Below are 18,347 nucleotides of genomic sequence, written 5' to 3' on the forward strand. Positions count from 1 at the left end.
TTATTATTCTCCTAACAAGTCGGCATCGATCAGTAACGGTTTTTTTGTCATGAATCCCTCCGCAAAGGCGACACCCACTTCTTTGCCAAACATCCGCTCCCGTGCCTCTACAGTCTCGATATAGCCATTAACTAACGGTGTTTCTACAGATACCTGACTTTTTTCGAATTGGCTCCCATATGCCCTAAGGCTATCCAGCTTTTTCGATATTGTAGACGTGATATCCACGACGAAGTCCGGTTTGTGAAACCCATTGATCATATAATAGTGCATATTTTGGATACGATGGGAACCCAGACCTTCTTCTTCCATATACTTTCTTACTCCTGCCGAAAAAACTGCTTCCTCGACTAATTTGGCACAGTTACCATGATCGGGATGGCGATCTTCCAAAAATGGTGCAAATACAAGTGCAGGTTTATATTGGCGAATGACCGTGATGATTTGGTTTATGTATTCCGCCTGCATGTATAGTCCCCTATCGGGTAGATCAAGGGAAATCCTCTTCACCCCAAGGATTTCAGCAGCCTTATCGGCTTCCTCTTGCCGCAGTGGAACGGTTCCATTGGACGACATTTCAGCTTTTGTCAAATCACAAATGACAATTTTCCTGCCTTGTTGCACATATTTAGCGATTGTGCCACCCATACCGATTTCAACATCATCAGCATGTGCCCCGAAAGCCAGGATATCTATATTACTTTTGTTTATCATTTATCTCACCTTGTTTTTGCCGTAGTTTTAACCAGTCCATATACCCATGTTTCAAACCTTGTATGAGCACTTCTGCAGTGCCCATATTTGTTGCCAAGGGAATTTCATATACATCTGATAGGCGGATAAGCGCAGATACATCAGGTTCATGCGGCTGTGATGTCAAAGGATCGCGGAAAAACAGGACCATGTCCATTTCTCCGCGAGCAATCATTGCACCTATTTCCTGATCTCCGCCAAGAGGTCCTGAATGAAAACGATGGACAGGCAGTGATACTTCTTCCATGATTCGTTTCCCAGTCGTACCTGTTGCAAATAATTCATGCTGCTCAAATACATCTTTATAGGCTGTCACAAATTGAATGATATCTTCCTTTTTCATATCATGGGCAATTAAGGCAATTTTCATCGTAAATCCTCCTGATCCCTATTCAATAATATTTTCCAAGCCGTATACAAGAACATCCAATTTCATGACCGCATCGACAGCAAGTTTGACTCCTGACATGAAGGAAGCTCGATTAAAGGAATCATGCCTAACCGTCAATAGCTCTCCATCACTTCCGAAAAGCACCTGTTGATGGGCAACGAGTCCCGGTAAACGGACACTGTGGATATGCATGCCATCTACATTTGCACCTCTTGCCCCCTGGATGGTTTCTTTTTCATTAGGGTGCCCCTGTTGTTTTGTTTCACGTACCGCTGCAATCATGTCTGCCGTTTTTGAAGCAGTTCCAGAAGGTGCATCCAGTTTTTGATCATGGTGCATTTCTATGATTTCCACATCCGGGAAATACTTTGCGGCCATTTGGGAAAACTTCATCATCAAAATGGCGCCAATTGCAAAGTTTGGCGCGATGATGCAACCAATGCCTTTTTCTTTTGTCAATGAATCCAGCTTTGCTAAATCTTCTTTTGTAAAACCAGTCGTTCCCACTACAGGGCGGATGCCATGATTAAGTGCCGTTTCGGTATGGAACATGCCCACTTCCGGTGTGGTCAAATCGATCAATACGTCTGCCTCTACAGAAGAAAAGCATTCATTTATATCAGAAAAAACCGGTGCTTCAATCCCGTGAAAACCTTCTATTGCGGAAAGGCTTTCCCCGTTATGCTTGCGATCTATGACAGCTGCCAATTCAAACCCTTCTGTCCTATGTACAAGCTTCACCGCTTCATTTCCCATTCTGCCTCGTGGACCTGCTACAATCACTTTCACTTTACTCATCTTTACCTTCCTCCTCCAATTCCTCTTCTTTTCTTGTCCATCTATCTTTATCGCGGGTTGTGAATTTTTCCATGACCAAATCATGCGAGTTTTGAAGATCAATCCCTAAAGAATTGGCAAAACAAATCAACACAAAAAGCATGTCCCCCAATTCCGCTTCAATGGTATTCTCTTCCTCTGTCGCCTTCTTTGGTTTTTCACCATGGTAATGATTGACTTCCCTAGCCAATTCCCCAAGTTCTTCAGACATGCGGGCGAGCATGGCCAGAGGGCTGAAATATCCTTCTTTAAATTGTCCTATGTATCGGTCGACTTCCGCTTGCATTTGTTGGATCGTCTTTTGCTTTTCCATATGAGTCACCCATTCTTGATTTTCGTTTTCAAACATCATACCTTCTCCATGTTAGCTAAAAGTGAAACAGATGACAACAGATACGTTTGGAATCAAAATTGCCCATAGTTGGTTAATTAGTTATAATAAGTAAATTGATGCTATGCAAACCTTTGGAGGTATGGGACATGCTTTTGGGCTTAAAATTGAAAAACATCATATTTATCCTTTTTGGGGCTGGAATATTCGCTTTTGGCCTTGTGCATTTTAACATGCAGAACAACTTGGCCGAGGGCGGATTCACCGGCCTCACCTTGATTATATATCAACTTATCGGGATAAATCCTTCTTATTCTAATTTGATTTTGAATATTCCCTTATTTTTAATCGGGTGGAAATATTTAGGTCGCACATCTTTCTTTTATACGATTATCGGAACGGTTGGCCTCTCCGTTTGGCTATGGGTTTTCGAAAGATACGAATTTGAAATCAATCTCGGTAATGATTTGATGCTTGTGGCATTGTTTGCCGGGGTCTCGGTCGGTGTCGGGCTGGGCATCATTTTTCGTTACGGCGGTACAACAGGCGGAGTGGATATCATTGCCCGTTTTGCCCATCGTTACTTAGGGATTGGCATGGGTCGGACCATGTTCATCTTTGATGCCGTCGTCATTGGCCTATCGATCCTTACCTACCTGGATTACCGGCAAGCGATGTATACCCTCGTTGCCGTTTTCATAGGTGCCCGAGTAATCGACTTTATGCAAGAAGGAGCCTATGCTGCTAGAGGTGCAATGATCATTAGTGATAAAAACAAGGAAATTGCCGAAAAAATCATGAATGATATGGAGCGGGGCGTAACTGTATTAAGGGGCTATGGGTCCTTTACACGCAATGACCGGGAAGTCCTCTATTGTGTTGTTGGGAAAAATGAGTTAGTCCGCTTAAAAAATGCCATAACTTCTGTGGACCCTCATGCATTTGTATCAGTCAGTGAAGTTCATGACGTATTGGGTGAGGGCTTTACCCTTGATGAGAACAAGAATCCCATTGAAAGGTGATCCATTGACTGTACATACCGATTGAATGCAACCCTTATGAATGTTGCCCTGTCCAACTGAATTTTATTAGCAATGTGCAGCAAATACTCTTAAAAATGAAAAAAGGACCCCATCCCAAGATGGTGTCCTTTTCTCATTAATCTTCTTCCCTCATTCCTGTATACATAAGCAGAAGACGAACTAATTCCAGTACGGCTACAAGAGCGGCAGCAACATAAGTCATCGCAGCGGCACTTAATACTTTTTTCGTTTCCCGTTCTTCATCGTTCCGGATGACCCCGGCGGAAACGAGTTGATCCATCGCCCTGGAAGAGGCATTGAATTCAACAGGCAGGGTAATCACTTGGAACAATACAGCGGCTGCCATAAATACGATACCCGCCAATAGCAACCCAGGAATTGAAGCTAACATCCCGATTAAAATCAAAATCCAAGATATGTTAGAGCCAAAATTAGCTACCGGTACTAATGCATGACGGAAACGCAAGAATGCATAGGCTTCTTTATCTTGAATCGCATGTCCAACTTCATGGGCTGCTACCGCTACACCGGCAACTGAATGGCCGTGATAGTTATCCGATGATAAACGCACCGTTTTATCCCTTGGGTCATAATGGTCCGAAAGCATTCCAGGTGTCTCTTCGACCCTGACATTGAACAGTCCATTTTGATCTAAAATGGCCCGCGCCGTCTCAGCACCGCTCATACCGGAAGAGGCCGATACCTTTGAATATTTTTTATATGTGCTTTTCACTTTCATTTGTGCATAAATCGGGATTAAAATGATAATCGCCAAATAAATGAAATACATGGTATCCTCCTATAACTATTATTACTCTTAATTCTATGGATTGAAGGCAACCGTGTCAAATATAGTGTTCTCTTCCCCTGTCTATTTAATCATTATGTTCTTTCCTTGGTTTTTCCCTATCACCTTTATATTTTCTCCAGCCTACATAAGAAAGCGTCATGATAATGATTGAGCCTGTCGATATGATGACCCACCAAAGGGAAGGATCTGCATCATCTTCACCCATATCATCAAAAATGGAAGTTAGTTCGTTTTGCAACGCATCCAGTTCCTTCTGACTTTCTCCATCACTGATTACCTCCGGACGGTATTGGTTGATGTATTGAATCCTCGTGTCCAGTTGCTGCATCGTTTCTTTAGAAAGGTCGACTTTCAAGCTTGGATATATCATTTCATATTGTGATAGGAATAAGTTCAATTGGCTATTGAAGGTAATTGTGTCTTGATTGATCGCGGCATTCTTTGTCTGCTGGAAAGAATTCATCATTTGATCCTCCATCTCTGTCCAAAGAGGCTGATGGGTAGACTTGACCGCATCAACAACAAGCCGGAACTTTGTAACAGAATTAACCTTTTCGGAATCTCCCTTGTTCATATCCTTTATTGTCATCAACGCCTCATTATGAGCTACAGTGATAATTCGAAGTTCGTCCATGTCAAGGATCTGCTCTTTCGCTGTCTCTTTTAAAAACCGGTCAGAAAAAAACGTCAGCATCTTTTCCGAATCTCCATATCGCTTCAACTTGGTCATTTCCAAGGCTCTATCGGAAATGTTATCTAATTGCTCCAAACTTGAAGAGGATTCTGCATAGACAGGGAAATGTAAGACGACAAATAAAACAGCAATGGTTAATATGAATTTTTTCAACATGCTACTCGTCCCTCCTCATATCTCTACTAAAACGATATGAAAGAAAAAACATGAGTAGACCTCGTTCATCATAAAAAAGTTAACCCAGCTTTTACAAAGCTGTATTTAGAGTTAACTTTTTAATGGATGAAGGATAGGGTGGTCCGCTTTTTTCTATATCCAAAGTACCAGCCGACAAAAATGGATAGTATACTGAGCCAAAAAGTGAAATAACCTATCGAATTCATATATACCAATAAATCACGATAAATTGGCATCATTTCGAAAACATAATCGATTATGTCATTATGTATGGTCCAAATCCCTGCCACTATCAAATGCCAAGGTTTTATTCGATAAAATGGTGCATATAATACCCCTTGTATCGCCATCCCCAAATGAGAAGCCATTAACATATAACCTTCCCATGGCAATGAACCGGTTGTCAAGAAGGTCATCAAATTCATTGCAACTGCCCATATTCCATATTTGAATAGTGTTATGATCGCCAACGCTTCCATAAGTCCGAAATTCCTTCTTAACAGGAACCCCAATAAAACAAATACAAAGAACAGGCTAGCTGTAGGGCTGTCCGGTACAAATGCCAAAAAAATCGCCGGAGTGTTTTCCAATTGACTACCATACCAATAATATCCATAGGCAGTGCCGAATATATTTATTAATAATAACAAAGCGAGCATTTGCCGGTTTGCAAGCAAACTGTAAATAACATTCATTCTTTTACCCTCACTTACATTCTCAAGTATATTCATTTTACAGGCCATCAACCAGAAAACCAAGTATTCATTTCAAATCCCTCTCATATACGCTTCAATTTACCAATAAAAAAGCCGACAACCGTAGTCGTCAGCTTTATTTGCAGCCTATGAAAGAAATTGAATTTTATGGCTATATTACTTTGTCGATAAACCAGATACAAATTCAGCTAATGTTTTCAGTTCTTCATCTGTACCTTTGAACATGCCAGCTGGCATGGCACCCTGGCCTTTGACTGCGATTTTAGAAATTTCTTCTGGCTTCAATCCAGTGTCAATTAAGCTTGGCGCTCCTGCTCCACCAGTTAATTCTGCTCCGTGACAGCTAATACAGCCATTAGAATCCATCAGTTTATACCCATCGCTCTCTTTATCAATGTCTGCACCTTCCACGATGGCTCCTTGCTTCTTGGAAGCTTCCCAATCGTGATGGGCTGCGGACTCCCATGTTAGATAGAAAACGCCGGCCATTGCCAATAGCATGAAGCCTACAGCAAAAGGACGTTTCGCCGGGCTCCGCTCTGGACCACGATCTAGAAAAGGTGCCAAGAGCAACGCTCCGAAAGCCAAGCCGGGTATTACCATGGACCCGATAGCATTATAAGGACCTGAAGCATAGGTATACTTAAGTAATTGGTAAAGGAATAGGAAATACCAGTCCGGCAGCGGAATATACCCTGTATCTGTTGGATCTGCTATCCTTTCCAATGGTGACGGATGTGCGATTGTCAGGCAAAGGTAGCCTACAAGAAATACAGCTCCTACCATCCATTCTTTTAAAAGGAAATTAGGCCAAAATGCTTCAGTTTTCCCAGGATATTCTGAATAATCTTTCGGAATATTCGGTTTACGGTCCGCGGAGATACGCGAGTCACCTACGAATTTCATACCTTTCCCACGATGCATTGAACAATTCCCCTCCTTTATGAAAAGGTTTTTTTGGTTTTTGGTTCACCATTCTTTTATAGCGGACCTGAAATACCTTGTTTTCGGATCATCAGGAAATGAGCCGCTAGTAAAGCAAATAATGCTGCTGGCAGGAAGAATACATGAATTGCAAAGAATCGTGTCAATGTCTGTGCTCCAACGATGGTTGGATCTCCTGCTATCAATGTCTTGAGTGCCGGTCCCATCAACGGTACCGATTCGACAATTGTCAACGTAACTTTCGTTGCGAATAGCGCTTTCATATCCCATGGCAATAAATAACCAGTCAAGCCTAATGCCAGCATGATGAAGAAAATCAATACGCCGACCATCCAGTTCAATTCACGCGGTTTTTTGTAAGCTCCCTGGAAGAAGACACGAAGAGTATGTAAAAACATCATAACGATAACTAGACTTGCTCCCCAGTGATGCATACCACGGACAATTTGACCGAAGGCAACTTCATTTTGCAAATAATAAACAGATTCCCAAGCGTTTTTAATGTCCGGTACATAGTACATCGTCAAGAACATGCCTGACAAGATTTGGATGACCGTAATAAAGAAAGTTAACCCACCAAAACAATATACGAATGCAGAAAAATGATGTGCGGGGTTAACATGTTCAGGAACCTCATGGTCAGCAATATCCCGCCATAACGGCGTAATATCTAAACGCTCGTCCACCCAGTCATATAACTTTGTTAGCAATGTTTACGCCTCCCCGTGCGGTTTTAGTTGACCCAAATAAAGTATTCCATCTTTTTCTTTCGTGTCAAAGACATCCAATGGTGAAACTGGCGGTGTCCCTTTCACATTCATCCCATCTTTCGTATACCTGCCGTAATGGCAAGGACAGAAAAATTGATTTGGATTAGTCTTATCCGTATTCCACCCTACCGTACAGCCTAAATGTTTACAGATTGGAGATAAAGCAACGATCTTACCATCATCCGTTTTGTAAACCCAAGCTGTATTTGTTTCTTCAGACTCATACCACCCATCGACCTGTTTAAAACTAAAGTCGACACGGGTTGGTTCGGTAGTGAGTTCACCTACCTTTTGCTTAGTTGCAACGTAATCCCCGCCTTTATCAGCTGATAATACAGGATCAATTGCAAACCTAACCATAGGCATCAACATACCGGCCGCCATAAATCCACCAACGCCAGTAAGTGTGTAATTAAGGAATTGACGTCGTGAAACATTATGCTTGCTCATGCGTTTTCCCCCCCTCTATTACTATACTGAGAGCCCAAAGGACCAATAAATAGCGACACTATAAAACTAGGACATTTCCATGATATCTCAATAATTTACCAAGGTCAATATTTGTAAAACCCAAAAGGTGGCAACTATGTGTCAAATAATGCGAAAAATCCTACTTTTTTTCATTTTTCCAATTATAAGAGAAAATATCAAGGATTTGGAGAACTTGCTGGTTAATCATTTCCCTTGCTTGTTCAATTTCAAGCCCCTCCAAGGGAATGGCAGGAATCCATACTAAATTATTTTCTAATTCCCGCTCTTCTTTTTTCCACTCGAAATCCGATGTAAGAAAGAAAACATGCTCGAAATTATTTTCTTTCACTTCATTGGCCCAACGCTTTAACCGTTCAACCTTATCCATTTCATCACTTAAATAATGAAATGTCGGCAATAAAAGAATTCTACCTTTCATCTGCTTTTCAATTTCCAAGCTTAAAATGGTAAGAAATTCATTCATTGAGCCCGTTTGCTTCATTTGCCCTTTAAAAGATAGGGGAACCAAAGGAATTAAAACGGTATCCACATACTCTTTTGATTGCATATACATGTCAAGATCTTTTGCTGTCCACTTCATATTTTTTCTTCACTCCCGATTTTTGAATCAACTCCTTATCATTTTACCATTATTTTTATAACATCTTTACCATATACCCATAGTCTTTACAAAAATGTGGATTTTATCAATATTTTATAAAAAATAAAAACCTTTCCTGTTTACGGAAAGGTCAATTTATTTCATCCAAGTACTTTCAATTGATTCAATTGTTCGGTTAAATCCTTAAATGCTTGTTCATCATGCTTATCAAGTGCTTCATCGATTTCCTTAAGAAGACGGTCCCTTTGAAAATACAACATGCTTCTTTCTAAAAATTGCTCAGCTAGCAGCTGATCTTTTTCATTCGATGCCGTCGATTTCGGCATGAAGGGATTGTGCTCGAGTACCGCTGCATATTGATAGGAAGAGTAAGACGATTTAAAATTAAGCTGGATGTAAATGTCTTCGTCCCGATTTAAACGGATATCATGAAAAGATTTCTCTGCATCGGTCGTCATGATATTGGACTTATAGAACCTGAAAGGGACCTCATCCACACAATGTGTCGACATGATCAGTCCACGCGGGCAATATTGTGCATTTTCTACAAAATGAACCTTTTTCATCAGTTGATCATGACTCATTAAGTAATTCAATATCCACACGCATTCTCTTCGTTTCAGTTGATAATGATTTAAGAACCACCGAATAAAATCCTTCTTCTCATTCACAGAAACAGGGGCAGCCACCATGAATTCCCTCCTCTGTCTTGATTTAGTTTTATTTCACTTATCTACATTTCCTCTGTGCTTTCACCTAGCCGCTCCAAGATCATTGAATACTCATCATTCGCCGGATTCATCTCAAGAAGCTTATTAAATACTTCTCTAGATGTGGCTCTGTCTCCTTCTTCAATTAAAAAGAAACCATAATCTTCAAGGAAATCTTGATTGCTCTTGAATGAATTATATGCTTTATGATAGCTGGTTAATGACTCTTTAAATTGTTCGGTATGCTGATAAGATACAGCAGCAATCCAATCAAACTGAGGATCATCCTCTCCATATCGCCTTACTTCACCTATACACTCCAATACATCTTCATACCTTTCTTGGTGCATATACAATTTCAAAAGGGTGAGTGCAGCTTCCAGATATCCCGGATCAATGGCAAGTGCTTCTTTAAATAGATTTTCAGCATCTTCGTCAAGCCCGCTTTTCAAGGCTATTTTACCACCGAAGAAGTAAAGTTCCTTATTGAATTCATCAGCCTTGATTCCTTCTTTGACCGTTTTCAAGGCATTTTCGAGATCTTCAAGATGTTCATAACTCTTTGCCAGGTACAAATATAATGAATGATATTCATGATCTAATTCTTTCAGTTCAATAAACTTTCGTACGGCTGTCTCATAAAGACCTGCCTGAAAAGCTGTAAATGCATATTCAAATAGAGTATTGATTTCAAGTCCATCCTTCAAGGCCTTCTCAAAGTGCGGAAGGGCCTCCTCGAACTTGCCCGAGCTGCTTAATGCTTCAGCAAGCCTCTGATTGACATTAACACCAGCGATTTCTTGTTCCTGTTCCAAAACCTTTATGTAATTTGCAATGGCTTCCTGATCCCTGCCTTGATGAAAGAACAGTTCAGCTAGTGCAAAATCAATGATGATCTCATCTGGAAGCATTTCCTTAGCCTGCAGTAATTTCCGTTCGCTGACCTCATCCATCCCCTGCAATTGATAAAGGTCCGCTTCCAAAAGCAAAGCACTTGGATATACTTCATCATCTGCACTTACTTTTTCAAGCATCAGCATCGCTTCATCTTCCTCGTCCATATCAATTAGGATTTCCGCCAACGAAACAATCAATTCTCCTTCATCGGGATAGAGTTGCAGCAGATGTTCAAAAAGATCCTTTGCCTCTTCCGCAAAGCCAAGCTGGAGCATTTCTTCGGCCAGCAATAAAATGTCCTCTGCTGACTCTGATGATTTAATTCGATTTATATGTTTAAGAGCTTCTGTTAATTCCCCTTTTTTTAAATGCTGTATAACTTGTTCCACTGTGTTCATTGTTGAATCCTTCCTTTTGCATGATAGACTTGGTCCCTAGTCATACACACTCACGCCCTAATGTAATATACTCTGCCATTAAGAACAAAATACCATGTAATCGCGAGATGCATAGTAAACAGTATTCATTAGTTTACCATACTGCAGCCTTGTATTCCATCGATGAAGTCCCCTCCCATTCTCATTAAAAAAAGGTTACTAGTTAATTCTCCATGCTACGGTAAATCTCCTTTTTGATCTTGAACCCCTTTTTCATTATTTTCATGATCAATTCAGGTACAAAACACCCCTGATGTTAGCGCTTTCAACACTTTTAAGCATTTAAAAAAAGTTTACAGACCAAATAAGGTATGTAAACTTTTTTTATATTTACTTTATCAATTGCGTCAAATGCCCAAAAAATTGTGGATATGATACATCGATGGCATCAGGGTCGGCAAGTTCCACTTCCCCATCCGTTATCAAAGCCGCTACAGCAAGCATCATCCCGATACGATGATCCCCATGGCTTGTAACCATACCTCCATTCAAGGCTTTACGGCCTTTGATGATCAATCCGTCTGCTGTCGGGGTTATATCTGCCCCCAGGATGGAAAGCTCATTTGCAACAGTATCAATTCGATTCGTCTCTTTCACTTTTAATTCTGCTGCATCCTTGATCGTCGTTATCCCTTCTGCCTGTGTCGCCAGAAGTGCAATAACCGGTATTTCATCGATGAGACGGGGAATTAAATCACCGCTGATGGTCGTTCCTTTTAATCGGGAGCTTCTGACCGTGATGTCACCTGCAGGTTCTCCCTCGCTCGTCTTCTTCTCTATCGTGATATCAGCCCCCATCGATTTCATGACTTCGATGATTCCAGTCCTTGTCGAATTAAGGCCCACATTCTTTAATACCACTTCACTATTTTCCGTAATCGCTGCAGCCACCATGAAGAAAGCTGCCGAAGAAATATCACCCGGCACATGGATGGCCGTCCCTTTGAAGACTTGATTTCCGCTTACTTTAATCGTATGGCCGTCCTTTTCGATTTTACCGCCAAACTCCTGGATCATTCGTTCTGTATGATCACGGGTCTCTTCCGGTTCGATAATGATCGTTTCACCTTCTGCCTGTAAACCAGCCAAGATTATCGCAGATTTCACCTGTGCACTCGCTACAGGCAATTCGTAGCGAAACCCTTGTAATTTGCCTCCTCTTATGGCGAGGGGGGTATATTCGGCTCCTTTTCGGCCATCAATGGTTGCTCCCATCTGACGCAGAGGGTTGACTACCCGGGTCATTGGACGTTTGGCTATCGATTCGTCACCTGCCAAAACGGCTGAAAAATCCTGTCCTGCCAATATGCCCATCATTAACCTGATCGTGGTACCAGAATTTCCGACATCCAGTACTGATTCAGGTTCCTTTAATCCATTAAAACCTTTGCCTTCAATTTTGACGTGCTGGCCATCTTGTTCAATATGGACTCCAAGCTGCTTAAAACAGGAAATCGTACTTAAACAATCAGCTCCTGGAAGAAAATTAGTTACTGTCGTTTCCCCTTCGGCAAGGGCTCCAAACATTATCGAACGATGGGAGATCGACTTATCTCCAGGTATGGCAATCGAACCACGCAATGTTTGGATTTTTGTTTGTAATTTTTTAGTATTCATAAAACCATCCTTCCCTATATTATTATGCCAGGATCGTTTCATAATCTGTATGTCTTGAAATACACTCCGCAGCTTTTATGCGATCAACATCCGTTTGGAAACTGATGACCAGCACACCGTATATCTCTTCCCTGGTTTCAATGATCCTTATGTTTGTAATGCTGATACCTTCTTGTGCCAAATATCCGGTAATCTCAGAAATTATTCCGGCATAATCCGGTATATCGATATATAAATCATAAAACGCTGGTATGGCGCCTTTCGCATGTGTCGGCAAATCATCCCTGAAAATCTTGGCATCGGTAAAGAATCGAAGGATTTCGTCACTTTCTTCATTCGCAACCAGACCTTTTATATGCTCCATTTCATTCAGCCAATCATTCATTAATTCAAGCAGCACATCACGGTTATGTAACAAAATGTCACGCCACATTTCCGGACTGCTTGAGGCGATTCTGGTAATATCCCGGAACCCACCTGCTGCGAGCCTTGAAATCAACTTGTTTTCCTTACTGTAATTTTCTGCCTGCTTAACGAGCCCTGATGCGACAATATGCGGAAAATGACTAATGACCCCAGTCAGCTTATCGTGTGTGGCAGGACTAACAATAAGAAAGTTAGCTCTTGTCCCCTGCAGCCACCCTTTCAGCTGCTCAACTTTTTCTTCTTTAATGGTGTCCCCGGGAGTAAGCAAATAAAATGCATGTTCGAATAAATGTAATTTGGCTGCCGCAGCGCCGCTCTTATGGGAACCAGCCATAGGGTGCCCCCCGATGAAGGCCACCCCTTTATCTATCAATGGTTTCGCTGCCTTAACGACTGTATCCTTCGTACTTCCAGCATCAGATATGAGGACATCACTTTTCAAATCCATATCAGCCAATTGAGCTAAAATCTTCACGGTTTCATTGACAGGCACAGCAAGTAGAATCAAATCAGCTTCACATGCTCCCGCTTCCAAAGATGATACAGAATCATCAATGATCCCCAATAGCATCGATAGTTGAATATTCTTTTCACTTAGGTCCATACCAACAATCACGGCTTCAGGATGTGCATGGCGTACAGCCATGGCCAGTGATCCGCCTATTAGACCTAAACCTATTACAAAAACCTTACCCTTCACTCTTCTCTCCCCCGCATCTTTTATGCTCCTCTAGGTTTGATGAAACGTTAAAGCAGCGAATCAGAAGGTGCCTCAACTTCATTCAAAAAAGCTTTAATAGCATGGATCATTCCTTCATTTTCTTCCGTGGAACCAATCGTTACCCTTAGACTGTTAGGAAAACCGAAAGATTTCCCCGACCTTGCGATGAAGCCGCGCTCAAGCAAATATTGAAATACCACATCGGCATCCTGTTTAAAATGGATAAAGATGAAATTACCTTGTGACGGGTAATAAGCCAGATTTTCCTTATTGCAAAATTCATAGTACTGCTTTAGCCCTTTTTGATTTTCTTCCTTGCATTTTTCAATGAAGGCCTGATCTTCCAAAGCGACGATAGCAATATTCTGTGCAAATGTGTTCACATTGAATGGTTCCCGGGATGGATCTAGTTTCTGGATGATATCCTCATCCGCCAAACCGTACCCTACCCTAAAACTGGCAAGTCCATAAATTTTTGAGAAAGTCCGGAGTATGATCAAATTTTTATATTTATTGATCCATTGATTCGTTCTAGGGTAATCCTCAGCCGTTGCATATTCACAATAAGCTTCATCCAAAACGATAAGAACATCTTCCGGCACTTTTTCGATGAACGATAATAAGTCCTGTTCCGAAATGTATTTACCTGTTGGATTATTTGGTGTACAAAGCCATACAACCGATGTGTCATCATCTATTACTTTAAGCATTCCTTCTAGATTATGAGCACCGTCAATATGAGGAACTTCCCTTATTTCCGCTCCTTCTAGTGTGGCATTATGGCGATACTGCGAAAAAGTGCCTGTTGCCATGACCGTATTCTTTCCAGCTCCCAATAGACTCCTGGAGATGATTTGAATGTTCTCATCAGATCCATTTCCAAAAATAAGCTGAGTTTCTTTCACACCTGTATGTTTCGCAACAGCTTCCCTTAGCATCGTTGCATATCCATCTGGATAGATGGCAAACGAATGGGTTGAATTCCTAACGGATTCCTTGACCTTTTCCGAACAGCCAAAAGGATTTTCGTTTGAAGCTAATTTCGTGATTTTTTCCAGCCCGTATAATTTTTTCACTTCATCAGTGGATTTTCCCGGTTGATAAGACTTCAAGGAAAGGACCGCTTCATTCCATTTCATGTCAATCACCTCTATATATTTATCACTTTAAAGTAAGAAAGTGTGAGAATAGTATATCATATTAATAGATTTATAATCATCTTATATCTGCTTTGTCAAATCTGGCCGTAATACCGTAGCCCCTGCCTGGTATACATGCTGTATCTCTTTTTGAGATTTTGTCGTATTTACGTGGATCATGACCCGGATGCAAAATGGCAAGGAATTGCTCACCGGTATTTCTTTCATGCATGTAACCGGTACATAAGTCCAGCCTTCGAATTTCCTCAAGGCTTTGGCAGGGAAGACAGAACGAATCTCTTCCGTAGCAGAAAAAAATACAGAAGCTACCATATCGGGATCAACTTCGTTGACCTGAATGATCTCGGCCATCAACTTTTCGACAGCAGAAATCACTTCCATTTCTGTGTCACTTTCTACTGTAGTGGCACCCCTTATTCCTCTTATCACACATAGTCCCCCTTCTACTGAACTCTAAATCATCTCCGCCATTTCCTCTATCAGCTCAGAGTCGGCTATATCCATTAATAGCGGTGACCCCACTTCGTTTAGCAGGACAAAGGTAGCTGCATCATTGACCGATTTTTTGTCTGTTTTCATTAATTCTAGCAGCATTTCATGTTCAAGTCGGGTTGGAATGGTTATTTCATAACCTAAAGAAGAAACCCAGGCAATAAACTCATCTAGTTTAAAATCAAGATCCACTTTCTTTCTGCTTAGTTTAAGAGCATATACCATCCCGATTAAAATCGATTCCCCATGCGTAAAGTTTCCGTATCCCATTGAACCTTCCACTGCATGTCCAAGCGTATGACCAAAATTCAAAAAGGCACGAATGCCGTTTTCCTTCTCATCCTCTTCGACAATTTTAGCTTTAATGCCAATCCCTTTTGTAATCATGGTAAGGAATTGCTCATCCGTTATATCATTCAAATCAACAATATTCGACTTTAACCATAGATAAAGCTCATTATCTGCTATCAAGGAATGTTTAATGACTTCTGCAAAACCTGACCTTAATTCTTTAAGTGGCAGAGTCTTTAAAAATTCCAGATCATAAATGACCGCTTCAGGCTGATGAAAGGCCCCAATCATATTTTTCCCTAGCGGGTGATTGATGGCAACCTTGCCGCCCACTGCACTGTCGTGGGCAAGCAAAGTCGTCGGAACCTGTATAAATGGAATCCCTCTCATAAATGTAGCTGCAACGAATCCAGCCAAGTCACCGACTGCACCGCCGCCAAGGGCAATAATCAATGACTTGCGATTAATCTGTTGTGTTAAGCAGAAGCTTTGGCATTCATAAAACACATCGAATGTTTTAGCATGCTCCCCTTCTGGCACTACATGATGCAAGACCGGTTTTCCCGTCTTGATCAGGGCGTCCTTCACAGTCTGCAAATGAAGTGCCGCCACTTTCTCATCAGTTATGATCAGAATCTTGTTTAGATGATTCAGCTCTTGTGTTATTAATTCGGGCAATTCATTGATTGCCTTCTTGCCAATTAAAACCGGATATTGCTTGGAAGCCGTTTTTATTTGGATGGATTCCATGATTTAAAACCCCTTTACTTCTTCCCGATATGATCTTATGTACTCTGCTAATTGCTCATAACGATCTGAAGGGAATTGATCAACGATGGCAGCCGCCAGTTCCCATGCCACTACCGCCTCAGCAACTACTGCTGCTGCAGGAACGGCACAACTATCGGAACGCTCGACACTTGCTTCAAACACTTCCTTCGTATCAATATCAACACTTTTCAAAGGTTTATATAAAGTGGGGATCGGCTTCATCACACCGCGTACAACTATCGGCATTCCAGTTGTCATACCGCCTTCAAAACCTCCAAGGCGATTGGTTTTCCGGTAATAACCCTGTTCTTCATCCCATGCGATTTCATCATGGACATCACTGCCGAATAGATGGGCCGCTTCAAATCCTAGACCTATTTCCACCCCTTTAAATGCATTGATGCTCATTATCGCTGCGGCTAGTTTTGCATCAAGCTTACGGTCATAATGCACATAACTTCCCACTCCTACCGGCATTCCTTCTACAATGACTTCGACGATTCCGCCGATGGAATCTCCTTTTTGTTTCGCTTCATCTATTGCATCCTTCATCTGCTGCTCTACGTTTTTGTCGAAACATCTAACGGAAGATTCTTCTGTTACCTGTTGCAATTGCTGGATCGTTTCGTATTTTGGCGGTTCTGCCTTCACTCCGCCAATTTCCAAAACATGCGATGCCACTTCTATCCCCAATAAAGACAATAGTTTTTTTGCGACAGAACCTGCAGCCACCCTTACTGTCGTTTCACGGGCTGAAGATCGTTCCAGAACATTTCTCAAATCGCGGTGCCCATATTTAATCCCGCCGTTCAAGTCGGCATGACCAGGGCGAGGCCGGGTGATTTTACGTTTAATTTCTTCAGCTTCCTCTTCTGAAAGCCCTTCACTTCCCATAATCTTTGTCCAATGTTTCCAATCATCGTTCTCGACCACCAAAGCAACCGGTGAACCGAGTGTGTAGCCATGTCTGATTCCTGAAGAAATAAAAGCCTGATCTTTCTCGATCTGCATCCTTCTTCCACGTCCATGCCCTTTTTGCCGGCGTCCCAATTCTTGATTGATATCCTCATTCGAAATCGGCATTCCTGCCGGTAATCCTTCAATGATAGTAGTCAGTTGCGGACCATGTGATTCTCCCGCTGTTAAATATCTCATCTTCCAGCCCCCTTTTAGCACTTTAAAGTGTATATGTATCAATATACCACAATTTTATGAAATGTGGGTATATGTAAAACGTAAAAACCATATTGTTTGAATTTAATCACTTTTCACTCTATTTTACAAGTACTTAAACATTTTCGATATAGTTTTTCTATCAAATCAGAGTTCTACAGGGATTTGCTATTACTCGACAAACGAAAAGGACTGAACGCCCATGAGCAGAATCAGTCCCTTTTTTAAAAAGTATTTACTTTTTCTTATAAAAAAATGTGTCGATCGTTTCAAATTGATATTTTCCAGGGGTGAATATTTGCTCTGTACTTCCTACAAAAAAAACCCCGCCGCTTCTTAGTGATGCACTGAATTTTTCATATAACAAATTTTTGGCTTCTTCCGTGAAATAAATTAGCACATTGCGGCAAATGATTAAATCGAACCCCTGTTCAAAACGATCAGCGAGAAGATTTTGCTTTTTAAATGTCACCCTTCTCTTGATTTCTTCATCAACGCGATAAAATTCTGCTTTTTTTTCAAAGTATTTCCTTTTGATTGCTTCAGGCACTTCATTTAAGGAACGTTCAGGATACATCCCCAATTCCGCTCGCGCCAACACATTTTCATCCAGATCCGTCGCCAATATCTCTATCTGGCTAAGTGGAACTAGATTGGATAAAATCATGGCAAGTGTGTATGGTTCCTCTCCAGTTGAACAGGCCGCACTCCAAATCTTTAACTTTTTTTTGCTTGCTAATAAACCTGGAAGGATTTTCTGCTCCAACACCTTCCATCTTTTCGCATTTCGATAAAATTCGGAAACATTGATTGTCATTCTATCCAGAAACTCATTTAAAACTTCGGGATTGGTTTGAATGTCTTTATGGTATTCACGAAATGAATGATATCCTCTTTTTTCATATAGAGATGTCAATCGCCTTTTCATTTGCCCTTCCTTATATAATGCCAAATCAATGCCTGTCAGCGTTTTGATATTGCGAATAAACTCTTCATATTCTTGAGGCATTCCTACGACTCCCCTGCACATAATTATTTAAGTGGTCCTTCCCTATATATATATCGGAGAGTGCCATATTTTCTTTAAACTA

Annotated in this window: 21 protein-coding genes; 1 reads left to right on the forward strand and 20 read right to left on the reverse strand. The window is 41.2% G+C overall.

Annotation, left to right across the window (positions count from 1 at the left end; all coding sequences use genetic code 11):
- Positions 1-3: 3 nt before the first annotated feature.
- From bshB1 to OTG27_RS05015, 4 genes are read right to left on the reverse strand one after another with little or no spacing between them, the layout of a single operon-like run.
- Positions 4-714 (reverse strand): bacillithiol biosynthesis deacetylase BshB1, encoded by a 711-nt coding sequence (bshB1, locus tag OTG27_RS05000; protein ID WP_268936393.1) that lies wholly within the window; start codon positions 712-714, stop codon positions 4-6.
- On the reverse strand, positions 698-1,123 hold the full coding sequence (locus tag OTG27_RS05005) for a methylglyoxal synthase (protein WP_048681639.1): 426 nt from the start codon (positions 1,121-1,123) through the stop codon (positions 698-700). Before OTG27_RS05005 ends, bshB1 begins: the two co-directional genes overlap by 17 nt.
- Before the next feature lie 18 nt (positions 1,124-1,141).
- On the reverse strand, positions 1,142-1,942 hold the full coding sequence (gene dapB, locus OTG27_RS05010; protein WP_098865338.1) for a 4-hydroxy-tetrahydrodipicolinate reductase: 801 nt from the start codon (positions 1,940-1,942) through the stop codon (positions 1,142-1,144).
- Positions 1,935-2,330, reverse strand: a complete 396-nt coding sequence (locus tag OTG27_RS05015) for a nucleotide pyrophosphohydrolase (protein ID WP_268936394.1) — start codon at positions 2,328-2,330, stop codon at positions 1,935-1,937. Before OTG27_RS05015 ends, dapB begins: the two co-directional genes overlap by 8 nt.
- A 131-nt stretch (positions 2,331-2,461) precedes the next feature.
- On the opposite strand from OTG27_RS05015, the gene OTG27_RS05020 reads away from it, so the two are divergent.
- Complete coding sequence (locus OTG27_RS05020) at positions 2,462-3,334, forward strand: YitT family protein (RefSeq protein WP_098937403.1); 873 nt, start codon at positions 2,462-2,464, stop codon at positions 3,332-3,334.
- Positions 3,335-3,470: 136 nt separating this feature from the next.
- Here OTG27_RS05020 and OTG27_RS05025 read toward each other — a convergent pair whose 3' ends face one another.
- The 16 genes from OTG27_RS05025 to OTG27_RS05100 all read right to left on the reverse strand — a co-directional run bounded on the left by OTG27_RS05025 (position 3,471) and on the right by OTG27_RS05100 (position 18,265).
- Positions 3,471-4,145 (reverse strand): zinc metallopeptidase, encoded by a 675-nt coding sequence (locus tag OTG27_RS05025; protein WP_048681645.1) that lies wholly within the window; start codon positions 4,143-4,145, stop codon positions 3,471-3,473.
- An 85-nt stretch (positions 4,146-4,230) separates the two neighbouring features.
- Positions 4,231-5,016, reverse strand: coding sequence for a sporulation protein YpjB (gene ypjB / locus OTG27_RS05030; protein WP_034307968.1), 786 nt, complete (start codon positions 5,014-5,016; stop codon positions 4,231-4,233).
- A gap of 119 nt (positions 5,017-5,135) precedes the next feature.
- Positions 5,136-5,732 carry a lipoprotein heptaprenylglyceryl N-acetyltransferase LhaT gene (gene lhaT / locus OTG27_RS05035; protein WP_268936395.1) on the reverse strand — a complete coding sequence of 199 codons (597 nt, stop codon included), beginning with the start codon at positions 5,730-5,732 and terminating at the stop codon, positions 5,136-5,138.
- 177 nt (positions 5,733-5,909) lie between these two features.
- Positions 5,910-6,677: a menaquinol-cytochrome c reductase cytochrome b/c subunit gene (locus OTG27_RS05040; RefSeq protein WP_034307972.1), complete on the reverse strand. Its 768-nt coding sequence runs from the start codon at positions 6,675-6,677 to the stop codon at positions 5,910-5,912.
- A 56-nt stretch (positions 6,678-6,733) separates the two neighbouring features.
- Positions 6,734-7,408 (reverse strand): menaquinol-cytochrome c reductase cytochrome b subunit, encoded by a 675-nt coding sequence (qcrB, locus tag OTG27_RS05045; RefSeq protein WP_034307974.1) that lies wholly within the window; start codon positions 7,406-7,408, stop codon positions 6,734-6,736.
- A 3-nt stretch (positions 7,409-7,411) separates the two neighbouring features.
- On the reverse strand, positions 7,412-7,918 hold the full coding sequence (locus OTG27_RS05050; protein ID WP_034307977.1) for a Rieske (2Fe-2S) protein: 507 nt from the start codon (positions 7,916-7,918) through the stop codon (positions 7,412-7,414).
- 160 nt (positions 7,919-8,078) lie between these two features.
- A complete protein-coding gene (locus OTG27_RS05055; protein WP_053535588.1) occupies positions 8,079-8,540 on the reverse strand; it encodes a YpiF family protein in 462 nt (153 codons plus the stop codon).
- Between the two features lie 161 nt (positions 8,541-8,701).
- The gene (locus OTG27_RS05060) at positions 8,702-9,253 is read right to left on the reverse strand and encodes a ReoY family proteolytic degradation factor (protein ID WP_034307987.1); all 552 of its coding nucleotides are present in this window, start codon (positions 9,251-9,253) and stop codon (positions 8,702-8,704) included.
- A 41-nt stretch (positions 9,254-9,294) separates the two neighbouring features.
- The gene (locus tag OTG27_RS05065; RefSeq protein ID WP_268936396.1) at positions 9,295-10,566 is read right to left on the reverse strand and encodes a tetratricopeptide repeat protein; all 1,272 of its coding nucleotides are present in this window, start codon (positions 10,564-10,566) and stop codon (positions 9,295-9,297) included.
- Between the two features lie 369 nt (positions 10,567-10,935).
- A complete protein-coding gene (gene aroA / locus OTG27_RS05070) occupies positions 10,936-12,222 on the reverse strand; it encodes a 3-phosphoshikimate 1-carboxyvinyltransferase (protein ID WP_057276292.1) in 1,287 nt (428 codons plus the stop codon).
- Positions 12,223-12,244: 22 nt separating this feature from the next.
- Positions 12,245-13,348, reverse strand: coding sequence for a prephenate dehydrogenase (locus OTG27_RS05075; RefSeq protein ID WP_268936397.1), 1,104 nt, complete (start codon positions 13,346-13,348; stop codon positions 12,245-12,247).
- 47 nt (positions 13,349-13,395) lie between these two features.
- Entirely contained in the window at positions 13,396-14,508 is a 1,113-nt protein-coding gene (hisC, locus tag OTG27_RS05080; protein WP_268936398.1) for a histidinol-phosphate transaminase, read from the reverse strand.
- Positions 14,509-14,589: 81 nt separating this feature from the next.
- On the reverse strand, positions 14,590-14,958 hold the full coding sequence (gene aroH, locus OTG27_RS05085; RefSeq protein WP_082609239.1) for a chorismate mutase: 369 nt from the start codon (positions 14,956-14,958) through the stop codon (positions 14,590-14,592).
- Between the two features lie 24 nt (positions 14,959-14,982).
- The gene (gene aroB / locus OTG27_RS05090; RefSeq protein WP_268936399.1) at positions 14,983-16,062 is read right to left on the reverse strand and encodes a 3-dehydroquinate synthase; all 1,080 of its coding nucleotides are present in this window, start codon (positions 16,060-16,062) and stop codon (positions 14,983-14,985) included.
- Positions 16,063-16,065: 3 nt separating this feature from the next.
- Positions 16,066-17,238 (reverse strand): chorismate synthase, encoded by a 1,173-nt coding sequence (aroC, locus tag OTG27_RS05095; RefSeq protein WP_034308003.1) that lies wholly within the window; start codon positions 17,236-17,238, stop codon positions 16,066-16,068.
- 253 nt (positions 17,239-17,491) lie between these two features.
- A complete protein-coding gene (locus tag OTG27_RS05100) occupies positions 17,492-18,265 on the reverse strand; it encodes a CheR family methyltransferase (protein WP_268936400.1) in 774 nt (257 codons plus the stop codon).
- Positions 18,266-18,347 lie beyond the last annotated feature (82 nt).

Origin of the sequence: Peribacillus sp. AS_2, assembly GCF_026891895.1 — a bacterium.
GTDB lineage: Bacteria > Bacillota > Bacilli > Bacillales > DSM-1321 > Peribacillus > Peribacillus frigoritolerans.